General features: G+C 67.9%; 14 protein-coding genes. 4 read left to right on the forward strand and 10 right to left on the reverse strand.

The annotated features are described in order from the left end of the window. Positions 1-15: 15 nt before the first annotated feature. Genes HLA98_RS17950 through HLA98_RS17960 form a run of 3 tightly spaced genes read right to left on the reverse strand, consistent with a single transcriptional unit; the run spans position 16 to position 2,062 of the window. A complete protein-coding gene (locus tag HLA98_RS17950) occupies positions 16-450 on the reverse strand; it encodes a hypothetical protein (protein WP_057501609.1) in 435 nt (144 codons plus the stop codon). After that, a complete protein-coding gene (gene leuE / locus HLA98_RS17955) occupies positions 447-1,076 on the reverse strand; it encodes a leucine efflux protein LeuE (protein ID WP_010487461.1) in 630 nt (209 codons plus the stop codon). Before leuE ends, HLA98_RS17950 begins: the two co-directional genes overlap by 4 nt. A 14-nt stretch (positions 1,077-1,090) precedes the next feature. Continuing rightward, on the reverse strand, positions 1,091-2,062 hold the full coding sequence (locus tag HLA98_RS17960; protein WP_057501610.1) for a LysR family transcriptional regulator: 972 nt from the start codon (positions 2,060-2,062) through the stop codon (positions 1,091-1,093). A gap of 91 nt (positions 2,063-2,153) precedes the next feature. Between HLA98_RS17960 and HLA98_RS17965 the strand changes: the two genes are divergently transcribed. Continuing rightward, positions 2,154-3,161 carry a zinc-binding alcohol dehydrogenase family protein gene (locus HLA98_RS17965; RefSeq protein ID WP_129550608.1) on the forward strand — a complete coding sequence of 336 codons (1,008 nt, stop codon included), beginning with the start codon at positions 2,154-2,156 and terminating at the stop codon, positions 3,159-3,161. A gap of 161 nt (positions 3,162-3,322) precedes the next feature. Here the strand turns inward: HLA98_RS17965 and HLA98_RS17970 are convergent, their stop codons facing one another. Then, positions 3,323-3,928, reverse strand: a complete 606-nt coding sequence (locus tag HLA98_RS17970) for a glutathione S-transferase family protein (RefSeq protein WP_049447404.1) — start codon at positions 3,926-3,928, stop codon at positions 3,323-3,325. Between the two features lie 45 nt (positions 3,929-3,973). Between HLA98_RS17970 and HLA98_RS17975 the strand changes: the two genes are divergently transcribed. The 3 genes from HLA98_RS17975 to HLA98_RS17985 all read left to right on the forward strand — a co-directional run bounded on the left by HLA98_RS17975 (position 3,974) and on the right by HLA98_RS17985 (position 6,641). Beyond that, positions 3,974-5,530, forward strand: a complete 1,557-nt coding sequence (locus HLA98_RS17975; protein ID WP_088480465.1) for a DNA recombination protein RmuC — start codon at positions 3,974-3,976, stop codon at positions 5,528-5,530. 71 nt (positions 5,531-5,601) lie between these two features. After that, the gene (locus HLA98_RS17980) at positions 5,602-6,000 is read left to right on the forward strand and encodes a hypothetical protein (protein ID WP_129550609.1); all 399 of its coding nucleotides are present in this window, start codon (positions 5,602-5,604) and stop codon (positions 5,998-6,000) included. 95 nt (positions 6,001-6,095) lie between these two features. Next, positions 6,096-6,641 (forward strand): glutathione peroxidase, encoded by a 546-nt coding sequence (locus tag HLA98_RS17985; protein WP_049447401.1) that lies wholly within the window; start codon positions 6,096-6,098, stop codon positions 6,639-6,641. An 84-nt stretch (positions 6,642-6,725) separates the two neighbouring features. Here HLA98_RS17985 and HLA98_RS17990 read toward each other — a convergent pair whose 3' ends face one another. From HLA98_RS17990 to HLA98_RS18015, 6 genes are read right to left on the reverse strand one after another with little or no spacing between them, the layout of a single operon-like run. After that, positions 6,726-7,739 (reverse strand): MlaA family lipoprotein, encoded by a 1,014-nt coding sequence (locus HLA98_RS17990; protein WP_129550610.1) that lies wholly within the window; start codon positions 7,737-7,739, stop codon positions 6,726-6,728. Between the two features lies 1 nt (position 7,740). Beyond that, positions 7,741-8,052, reverse strand: a complete 312-nt coding sequence (locus HLA98_RS17995; protein WP_049447399.1) for an STAS domain-containing protein — start codon at positions 8,050-8,052, stop codon at positions 7,741-7,743. Then, positions 8,042-8,704, reverse strand: a complete 663-nt coding sequence (locus HLA98_RS18000) for an MlaC/ttg2D family ABC transporter substrate-binding protein (protein ID WP_088028135.1) — start codon at positions 8,702-8,704, stop codon at positions 8,042-8,044. The genes HLA98_RS17995 and HLA98_RS18000 overlap by 11 nt, the downstream gene beginning before the upstream one ends. Further along, the gene (mlaD, locus tag HLA98_RS18005; protein ID WP_010487482.1) at positions 8,701-9,225 is read right to left on the reverse strand and encodes an outer membrane lipid asymmetry maintenance protein MlaD; all 525 of its coding nucleotides are present in this window, start codon (positions 9,223-9,225) and stop codon (positions 8,701-8,703) included. The genes HLA98_RS18000 and mlaD overlap by 4 nt, the downstream gene beginning before the upstream one ends. Positions 9,226-9,284: 59 nt before the next feature. Further along, on the reverse strand, positions 9,285-10,034 hold the full coding sequence (locus HLA98_RS18010) for an MlaE family lipid ABC transporter permease subunit (RefSeq protein ID WP_005414955.1): 750 nt from the start codon (positions 10,032-10,034) through the stop codon (positions 9,285-9,287). Beyond that, positions 10,034-10,822 (reverse strand): ABC transporter ATP-binding protein, encoded by a 789-nt coding sequence (locus HLA98_RS18015; protein WP_057500772.1) that lies wholly within the window; start codon positions 10,820-10,822, stop codon positions 10,034-10,036. Before HLA98_RS18015 ends, HLA98_RS18010 begins: the two co-directional genes overlap by 1 nt. Positions 10,823-10,997: the final 175 nt, after the last annotated feature.

Here is a 10,997-nt window from a genome sequence, read left to right on the forward strand (position 1 = left end):
CTTGGTTGGCATGCTTCAATCGACCACGCGTGCCGCTACGCCTCCCGGCCAATGGCAGCCATCCTCCTGCCACGCCTCGCTGTCATCGTGGAAGGTGGTGCGACGGCCATCACGGGCGCGTTCGTAGCTCAGGTCCAGCACCAGCGCGCCCTGCGTGCTCAGGTGGTAGCGGCCGTTGAGACGCCCGTCGAGGCGTTCTTCCCAGACGCTGTCGAACTGGTACGGGCGGTCTTCGTCCAGCACCGTCGTTTCCTGCGACACCTGTTGCACCTGCAGGCGGCCGCGCTGCCCGGCGTACTGCACGTCGGCGCTGCCATTATCCAACCAGCGCCACAGCAGGTGAATGCCGTCGTTGCGGCCCCCGGTGAGGCAGCGATGGTCCTGGGCGCTGGCCGCTGCGGTGTCGGCCAGAAGCCCGATCAACGCCAGCACCAGCAGCCGCCGGATCATCCGTTCAGCCCCAACCGGATGCCGAACCCCACCAGGAACAGGCCGGCCACCCGACGCAGCGCATCGCTGATGCGCGGATGCTGGATCAACCGGCGACGGGCCAGGTTGCCCACGCCGATCAGCATCGAGCAGTAACCGATGCTGACCACCAGGATGATCCCGGCCAGGGCGGCGAAGGTGGCGATGCCCTGGTGTGCCTTCGGATCGATGAACAACGGCAGGAAGGCCATGTAGAACAGGATCGCCTTCGGGTTGAGCAGGCTCACCAGGATCGCCTGCTGGAAATAGCGGCCCGGCTGCATGCGGATCGGGCCGGCGTCACCACCCTCGTGCTTCGGCGTGCGCAGCAGGCTGATGCCCACCCACACCAGGTAGGCCGCACCCAGGTACTGCACGGCGTGGAACACCAGCGGGTTGGCCTTCAGCAGCGCGGCCACACCGGCCAGCGCCAGCCACATCAGGATCTGATCGCCGACCAGCAGGCCGGCCAGTGCGGTGTAGCCGCCACGCACGCCGCCACGGCCGGTGGCGGTCAGCAGGGTGAAGGTGCCGGGGCCGGGCAGGGCGAGAAACACCAGCACAGCGACCAGAAACGTCCACAGGTCCTGGATGCCCATCCACGGCATGGCGGCGTTCTCTCTTACGGTGGGCCGCCATTGTCGGTCAGCGCCGGGATCGGCGACAGGGGGCCGGTGGACCCATCCGGCATGCCAGACAGCAGCGGTTGCAGGTGCTGGCGCAGCTGTGCATGCAGTTGTCGTACCGCGGGCGAGAACTGCTTGCGGTGCGGGCATACCAGCTGCAACGGAATGCTGCTGCCAACACCGTCCAGCAGCAGCTGCAGGCGTCCGGCCAGCACGTCCTCGCGCAGGTCCAGCCAGGACTTGTAGGTGATGCCTTCGCCGGCCACCGCCCAGCGTCGCACTACATCGGCGTCGTCGCAGACCAGCGGACCACGCACCGGAATCACGCTGCGGCGCCCTTCGACGTCGAATGACCAGCGATCGTAGGCGCGGCCACTGAGCTGGTAGACCAGGCAGTCGTGCTCGCGCAGTTCGTCCAGGCGCGTGGGCGTACCGCGCCGCTGCAGGTAGTCGGGCGAGGCCGCGAGTACGCGCCGATTGCCTTCCAGCAGGGGCAGGGCGACGTAGCTGGCGTCGTCGAAGTGGCCGATGCGGATGGCCACGTCGACCGGGTCGCGGAACACATCAGCCACTTCGTCGGACAAGCGCAGGTGCAGGCGCAGCCGCGGGTGCGCGGCGCGGAAGGCGCTCAGCCAGGGCAGCAGCAGGTTGCGGCCGAAGTCCGAAGGAGCCGAGAGCTGCAGGGTGCCGTGCAGCTCGGTGTCCTCGCCCTGCACGCGCGCCTGACCCTCGCGCAGGGTGGCGAGCACCTCCTGCGCATATGGCAGGTACAGCGCGCCTTCGCCGGTCAGGCGCAGGCTGCGGGTGGTGCGCACGAACAGCCGAAGGTCCAGCTCGCGTTCCAGCCGCGCCACTGCCGCGGCAACCTGCCCCGGCAGCAGGTCGGCCTCGCGGGCCGCCTGCGAGAAGCTGCCCAGCGCGGCAGTGCGGACGAACAGCTGCAGATCGTCGAAGCGGATCATTTTCATTGCCGGAGTGAAAGTGCTGCCCGATTCTGCGCCTTTCTGCGGCAGCGCGCGCGGCGCAACCTGTCGCCTCCTTCCCCACTGGACCGCTGCCATGCGCGCCATTGCCTACACCCAAGCCGGCCTGCCGATCGATGATGCCCGGGCCCTGATCGACATCGAACTGGAGCTGCCGCAGCCCGGGCCGCGTGACCTGCGCGTGGCAGTACGCGCGGTGGCGGTGAACCCGGTCGACACCAAGGTCCGCCGCGGCGTGGCCACCGATGGCCCACGCGTGCTGGGCTGGGATGCAGTCGGCATCGTCGACGCGGTGGGCAGCGAGGTGACCCTGTTCCAGCCTGGCGATGCGGTCTACTACGCCGGCGTCATCGACCGCCCGGGCAGCAATGCCGAGTACCAGCTGGTGGACGAGCGCAGCGTCGGCCGCAAGCCGGCCAGCCTTGATGATGCGGCCGCCGCCGCGTTGCCGCTGACCGCAATCACTGCCTGGGAGCTGCTGTTCGACCGCCTGCGCATTGCCGAGGGCGGCGGCGAAGGCCAGACCCTGCTGGTGATCGGCGCTGCCGGCGGTGTCGGTTCGATCCTGGTGCAGCTGGCGCGGAAGCTGACCAAGCTGACCGTGATCGGCACCGCCTCGCGTCCGGATACCCAGGACTGGGCGTACGCAATGGGCGCACACCACGTGATCGACCACAGCCTGCCGCTGGCCGAAGGCCTGGCGCGGCTGGGCATCAGCGAGGTGCAGCATGTGGCCAGCCTGACCCATTCCGACCAGCACTACACGCAGATCGTCGAGCTGCTGGCGCCGCAGGGCCAGTTCGGCCTGATCGATGATCCCGGCCAGGTCGATGTGATGGCGCTCAAGCGCAAGGCGTTGTCACTGCACTGGGAATCGATGTTCACCCGCCCGCTGTACAAGACCGCGGACATGCAGCGCCAGCATGACCTGTTGAACCGGGTGGCCGAGCTGATCGACGCGGGCGTGCTGCAGACCACCCTGGGCGAGCACTTCGGACGCATCGACGCGGCCAACCTGCGCCGTGCCCATGCGCTGCTGGAGAGCCACCGCGCCAAGGGCAAGATCGTGCTGGAAGGCTGGTAGGAGCAGACGCTGTCTGTAGAGCCGAGCCCACGCTCGGCTGCCGTTCGCGCGTGGGCGTCAGCCGAGCATAGGCCCGGCTCTACAGCGCTTCATCCACGCATGGGGTGAATCTACCGTGTCGACCAAGGTCGACACCTGCCAACAGCTGCGGGAGCCACGGCTCACGCCACGCCGTTGTCGACGTGGTCGGCGAAACCCGGCTGCTGCCGCAGGCGTTCGAACCATGCTGCGAGGTGTGGCAGCGCCGGTTTGCTGCCGGGTGTGCCGCGCCAGCGTTGGGTCGACAGCCCCAGCACGATGTCGGCAAGGGTGAAGGTGCTGCCCGCCACATAGCCATCGGTAGCGGCCAGCTGTTCATCAAGCACACCCATCAGCCGGTTCCACTGCGCCAGGCTGGCCTCGGCGCGGGCATCGTCCAGATAGTCCGGATGCTGGCGTACGCGCGCCATGAACACGTGGCGCCAGGCGCTGTTGAGGTCGCTGGCCTGCCAGTCCATCCATTGCTCCACCTGCGCACGCTCATGCAGCGTGGTGGGTAGCAGATCCTCGCGACCGGCGCGCGCGGCCAGGTAGCGGCAGATGCTGTTGGATTCCCACAGCACGAAGTCGCCATCGCGCAGCACCGGCACCTGCCGGTTGGGGTTCAGCGCGGCCAGCAGCTCCGGTGGGGGTGCCGGTTCGTGGTGCAGCGGCAGATCCAGGCCGGCGCACAGCCACAGCACCTTGCGCACGTTGATGGAGGTGGGCTTTCCGTACAGAGCGAGCATGGTCCTGACGCAGCAGCTGAGACTCGGCCAGCCTACACTTGCCCCATGCAAACCGAATATCTGCTCATTGGCGGCCTTCTATTGGCCGTGCTCATCCTGCAGCTGGTCGCCCTGCTGCGCCGCCCGCCGCATGACCGCCTGGAACAGGCAGTCCGCGAGGAGGCGCGCGCCGGGCGCAGCGAGCTGCGCGAACAGCTCGATGGCTTCGCCCGCGCGCTGACCGATCTGTCCACCCGCACCGACCAGCGCCTGGATCTGCTGCGCGAAGCACTGGGCGAAGATGCCCGCAAGGCACGCGCCGAAGCGGCCGAGAGCCAGCAGCGTGGGGCTGCCTTGATGGGGCAGCGGCTGCAGGAACTGCGCGGCCAGCTGGAGACCTTCGGGCAGCAGCAGGAAGCCCGCATCCATGCGTTTGGCCAGCAGCTGCAGGAGCTCACCGGGCGTACCGATACCCAGCTCGGCGCGCTGCGCCAGACCCTGGTGGACGATGCACGCAAGGGCCGCGAGGAGGGCGCGCAGTCGCAGCAGCGGCTGACCGAAAGCCTTGGCCTGCGCCTGCAGGAACTGACCCAGCGCAACGAGCAGCGCATCGCCGAGATGCGCACGACGCTGGAAGAACAGCTGCGCGCGCTGCAGAGCGACAATGCGCAGAAGCTGGAGCAGATGCGCCACACCGTGGACGAGAAGCTGCAGTCGACGCTGGAAACGCGGCTGGGCAATTCCTTCAAGCTGGTCTCCGAGCGCCTGGAGCAGGTGCAGCGTGGCCTCGGCGAAATGCAGCAGCTGGCCACCGGCGTCGGCGACCTCAAGCGCGTGCTGACCAACGTCAAGAACCGCGGCAGCTGGGGTGAAGTGCAGCTGGAGAACATCCTCGAGCAGACGCTCACCCAGGAGCAGTACGCACGTGCGGTGAAGGTGCGCCCGGAGAGTGGCGAGATGGTCGATATCGCCGTGCGCCTGCCGGGCCGCAGCAACGACGACACGCCGGTGTGGCTGCCGATCGACTCCAAGTTCCCGCGCGAGGACTACGAGCGCCTGCTGGACGCGCAGGAACAGGGTGATGCCGAGGGTGTGCGCCTGCAGGGCATCCAGCTTGAACGCGCGGTACGCGTGCAGGCCAAGTCGATCTGCGACAAGTACATCGTGCCGCCGCACACCACCGATTTCGCGGTGATGTTCCTGCCCACCGAGGGCCTGTATGCCGAGGTGATCCGGCGCCCGGGCCTGGTCGACCTGCTGCAGCGGGAGCACCGCGTGGTGGTGGCCGGCCCGACCACGGTCACCGCGCTGCTCAACAGCCTGCAGATGGGCTTCCGCACGCTGGCCATCGAGCAGCGTTCCAGCGAGGTGTGGAGCCTGCTGGGTGCGGTGAAGAGCGAGTTCGGCAAGTTCGCCGGCATCCTGGAAAAGGCCGAGAAGCAGATCACCACGGTGGGTCGAAGCATCGGCGAGGCCAGCCGCAAGACCCGCACCATCGAACGGCGCCTGCGTGGCGTGGAGTCGCTGGCGTCCGAACAGGCGCAGTCGCTGCTCGGCGATCTGGCTGAGGGTGACGCGGCGGGCGAGGACGAAGGCAGTGAAGGCGACCGGGACGAGACCTGAGCCACGCTGACACGCCGCCTGCATCGCCGATGCGTATGCTGGCGGCCTGTCCGCTTCGATCGGGTATCGTCATGCGCCTGCGCCGCTTCACCAGCCTTGTCCTGACCGCGCTGCTTGCCGCCTGCAGCAGCGCACCACCGGCCGCCGATACGGCGGCGGCACCTGCTGCAGCTACCAGCCCTGAAGCAGCCGAGGCGTACCGCGAAGCGCGTGACGTCGACTGCCAGGCAGCCGGCGGCACCCTGCAGCGGCTTGGCCGGCTGCAGCGCGAGCAGTGCGTGATTCCCTATGCCGACGCCGGCAAGGTCTGCAGTCGCAGGAGTGACTGCAGCGGCCAGTGCCTGGCCACGGGCGAGGTGGCTGCCGGCAGCCCCGCTACAGGTACCTGCCAACGCGATGCCAGCCAGACCTTCGGCTGCCGCCAGCGCATTGATGACGGCAAGGCGCAGGGCACGATCTGCGTTGACTGAAAATGTCCTGTAGAGCCGAGCCCACGCTCGGCGCTACAACAGCGCGCGCGGCGCTATGCTGGTCGGCCATTCCCCGCTGTTGCCGGAGCCCCCGCGTGAGCACCTCGATCCAGGACATTTCCCTCACCACCATCGACGGCCAGCCGTCCTCGCTTGCCGACTACCAGGGCAAGGTGCTGCTGCTGGTCAACGTCGCCTCCAAATGCGGCCTGACCCCGCAGTACGAAGGCCTGCAGGCGCTGTATGCGGAAAAGCACGCGCAGGGCCTGGAAGTGCTGGGCTTCCCCGCCAACAACTTCCTCGGCCAGGAGCCGGGCAGCGAGGCGGAGATCCAGCAGTTCTGCCAGCTCACCTATGACGTCAGCTTCCCGATGTTCTCCAAGATCAGCGTGGCTGGTGAAGACACCCATCCGCTGTACCAGCAGCTGACCGCCGCCCAGCCGCAGTCGATCGGTGAAGGCCCGCTGCGTGAGCGCCTGGCGAGCAAGGAGATCCCGATCCACGCAGCACCGGCGGTGCTGTGGAACTTCGAGAAGTTCCTGGTTGGCCGCGACGGCAAGGTCATCGCGCGCTTTGCCCCGGACGTGGCTGCCGATGACGCGCGCCTGCGCGAAGCCATCGAGGCCGCGCTGGCGGCCTGAGGAAAGCGTGCCAACCCGGGTTGGCACCTACCGGAAAAGAAAAACCCCGCCGAGGCGGGGTTTTTCATGTGTCGCTGAAAGGACTCAGTGCGTCCACTGCGGCATCGGCATCGCATCGACCGGGATCGGCGAATTGGCGTCGTCGTGGCCACGGTCACGCTTGCTGCGCAGATCGTTCTCGATCTGGTAGTTGCGGCGCTGCATCCACGCATCGCGGACCAGCGAGTACTCGTCCACGGCGGTGTCGCGCAGGTCGTCGATCGCCAGCAGCTGTGCGCGGGTATCGACCAGCTGCAGGCCCTGCAGGCCGATGCGGACCTTGTCCTCTTCGATGCGGCGGATCGGCGACAGCGGAATGTCACCGGCCAGGCCGAACACATCGCGCACGGTACGCGGGCCGAAGAACGGCAGTTCCACGTAGCGCGAACGCCGCCAACCCCAGACGCCCAGCGTCTGGCCGAAGTCTTCGTTGCGACGCGGCACCATCGCCTTGCTGGCCGGATCGAACAGGCCGCCAATACCCAGCGTGCTGTTCATCAGGAAGCGGCCCAGGCTGTCCCACGCATCGGCACCACGGCCCTGCAGCAGCTGGTTGGTGATGGTCACCGGGGCGCGCAGGTTGCTGAAGAAGTTGCTGACGCCGGTACGCGCGAAGCGCGGCACAACGTGGGTATAGGCCGTAGCCAGCGGACGGGCGATACCGCGGTCGACCGCGTTGTTGAACGTGTGCACCTTGCGGTTGAACGGTTCCCACGGATCGTAGGCCGCCGCGCTGCCGGTGTTGCCGGCACCGCCATAGAGGGCATCGAAGTCGTCATCACCGCCGGGGGCGGTCGCCGCTGCGGCCCTGGCCGCATCGGTGTCGGCGCTGCGGGCCGGTGCCGATGGCGGCGTGGCCGGCGCAGGTGCGGCAACCACGGCCGCTGCCGGTGCGGTATCGACCGTAGCGGAATCGGCAGTGGGGGCGGAGGCCTCGGCGATGGTACTGGCCGGGACCACGGTGCTGGCTGCCGGCGCATCGCTGCGTGCGGGCTTGCCGGCGCAGGCGGTCAAGGCGGTGGCCAGGACGATCAGGGGGAGAGTGCGTACGACGTTCATGTCAGCTCGCAGCAGAAGTAGCGTTGAAATCCAGGTCGGGCGACAGCCGGTAGGCCGCGCTCAGCTCGTTGTAACCCGCCGGTGCACCAGAGATCGCCAGCGGATGGCCGGCCTTGCCCGCACGTGCGGCCAGCTCGGCCAGCAGGGCCAGGCCGGCGCTGTCCACGCGCTCGACCTCGCCCAGTTCCAGGCGTGCCAGCTGGGCCGGCAGCGACTGCAGCTGTGGCCACAGCGCAATCACCGCAGCACGGTCGAGCACCCCACGCAGGCGCAGGGTGTCGCCTTCCAGCAGCGCCAGTGCGTTACTTGCCATTGCCCGCGGGTCCGGCCTGCATGCTGCCGCTATGCAGCTCGGTGGCCACCTGCTTGATGCCCTTCTGACGCAGCGGGGTGTCGAACTGGTTGCGGAAGGTCTGCACGTAGGAGATGCCTTCGATGTTGACGTCGAAGATCTTCCACTGGCCGTTCACGTTGCGCATCCAGTACTCGACCGGGGTCGGTTCGTTGCCGGCGCGCACCAGCTCGGTGCTCACGCGCACGCCGCGGTTGCCCGGCAGCGGGCTCTCGCCCTTCAGGCGGAAGCTCGGCTTGCCCTGGATGTTGAGCAGGGTCGAGCCGTAGCGCTGCATCAGGCTGTCGGCCATGGCATCGGCGAACAGCTTGATGTCGGCGTCGGAGGCACCGCGGGCGTGCGGGCCCAGCACCAGGCGCGCGGCATAGTCGCGGTCGAAGGTGCGGGTCAGCTCGCTGTCGATGTAGCTGCGCAGGCTGGCCGGGTTGCTGGTGAACTCGCTCTTGCGCTGCTGCAGCGTGGACAGGATGCGGCTGCTGGCATCGATCACCACCTTGCCGGCCTGGCCCTGCGTCGCGGCAGCGGCGGGAGCGGCGGCCTGTGCCTGGGCGAGGAACGGAGTGGCCGCCAGCAGCGCCGAGGCGAGCAGGGCCGGGATCAGTTTCATCTTCATGGTTGCGGTTCCGTTGCAGGCGCCTGCGCGCCATCGTTGGGCTTCTGAGCAGCGCCGCCACCGGCACCGCCACTGAACATGTACTTGCCGACCAGCTGGATCAGATCCACTGCCGGCTGGGTGAAGACGATCTCGTCGCCGGCCTTCAGCACGTCCGGATCACCGCCCGGCTGCAGACCGATATAGCTCTCGCCGAGCAAACCACTGGTGAAGATGCCGGCCGAGGTGTCTGCCGGCAGGTCCTTGACCTTGCTGTCCATGCGCAGGGTCACGATCGATTCGAACTTCACCGGGTCCAGGTCGATGGAGGCGACCTGACCGACGGTGACGCCGCCGATCTTCACCGGCGCCTGCTTGCGCAGCTGGCCGACCTGGGAGAAGCGCGCTTTCAGGTCATAGCCTTCACTGCCCCAGCTCCAGCGCTGGTTGGTCGAGGCCACGGCCAGCACCATCAGCGAGGCCAGGGCCAGCAGCAGGAAAGCGCCGACGGAGAATTCGAGTCTGGGACCGCGGATGGCCATGTGGATTACCTGATCGAGTCGTTGTGGCCGCGCGCGCCTGCGCACCGCCGGTGGAGGGGTTAGGTGAACAACATCGCCGACAGCACGAAGTTGAACATCAGTACCAGCAGCGAGGCGTTGACCACCGCACGGGTGGTCGCCACCGACGTGCCTTCAATGGTCGGCTCGGCATGGAAACCTACGTAGGCGGCGACCAGCGCGGCAGTGCCGCCGAAGATCGCCGACTTCAGCATTGCCACGCCGAAGTCGTCCCAGAAGTCCACACTGTTGCGCAGCGCCGACCAGAACACGCCGTTGTCCAGGCCCAGCACGTGCACGGCTTCGAAATAGCTGGCGCTGATCGCCAGCGAACAGAAGATGCCGGTCAGCAACGGCACGGTCAGCACCGCCGCCCAGAAACGTGGCGCCACCGCCTTGGCCACCGGGTCGATCGCCATCAGCTCCAGCGCCTTGATCTGGTCGGTGGCACGCATCAGGCCCAGTTCGGCGGCGATCGAACTGCCGGCGCGGCCGATGAACAGCAGCGCGGTCAGCACCGGCGCCAGCTCGCGGTACAGCGACAGGCCGAGGAGGGTCGACAGCGCGTCGGCCGCACCGAAGGTGGTCAGCGTGCGGTAGCCCTGCAGGGTCAGCACCAGGCCGACGAAGGCACCGCCGACGGCGATGATCGGCAGCGAGCGCGCGCCGATCTTGTAGATTTCGCGGGTCAGCTCGGCCAGGAAGTCACGCGTGGGCAGCGAACCGCGCAGCACGGTCAGCGAGAACAGGCCGGCGCGGCCAAGCGAGCGGGTGGCTTGGACGAACGGCATCAGGCAACCCTCGCGCGTGGTGCGGCATCGAACGGAATCGGGCCATCGGGCTGGCCGTGCAGGAACTGCCGCAACAGCGGGTCCTGGCTGGACTGCAGTGCCTCGGGCGTGCCCTGGAACACGATGCCGCCATTGGCGATTGCGATCACCTGGTCGCAGATCGGCAGGGTCTCGTGCACGTGGTGGCTGACGATGATGCTGGTCAGGCCCAGGCTGTGGTTGAGGCGCTGGATCAGGCTCATGATCACGCCCGAGGCGATCGGGTCCAGCCCGGTCAGCGGCTCGTCGTAGATCATCAACGGCGGGTCCAGCGCCAGTGCACGGGCCAGCGCCACACGGCGCGCCATGCCACCGGACAGCTCGCGCGGCCAGGCATCGGCGGCGGCCAGCAGGCCCACCGCATGCAGCTTCATCTGCACCAGGCGGCGCAGCACGGCGCTGGGCAGGCGGGTGTGCGTGCGCAGCGGCAGGGCGACGTTCTCGGCCACGGTGAGGTCAGTCAGCAGGCCGTTGCCCTGCAGCAGCACGCCCACGCTCTTGCGCATTTCCAGCAGCGCGCCGCTGTCATGCGGGATCGGCTTGCCGAACAGGGTGACCTCGCCGGCGACCGGGCGCAGTTCGCCGGTCAGCGCCGCCAGCAGGGTCGACTTGCCGCTGCCGGACGGACCGAGCACAGCGGTGATGCTGCCCTTGGGCACCTGCAGCGACACGTCGCGCAGAATCGTGCGCCCGCTCCGGTCGATGCGGACGTTGGATAACTGCACCAGACTGGAGGTGGAAGCCGACATGGGCACCATTAACGTTTTTTAGACATCGAAGGATCGGGCCCGCCGGCTGAACATAAGCAGACTGGACGGTCCAGTATTGTTGCACGGCAAGGCCTCGCGTAGGCCGGGACAATCGGCCGGAAGCCCGGAACAATCCGTACCGGCGATGGGTTGACCATTGAATACTGCCTGCCGT

It is taken from the genome of Stenotrophomonas africana, assembly GCF_013004645.1.
In the GTDB taxonomy this organism is placed as follows: domain Bacteria; phylum Pseudomonadota; class Gammaproteobacteria; order Xanthomonadales; family Xanthomonadaceae; genus Stenotrophomonas; species Stenotrophomonas africana.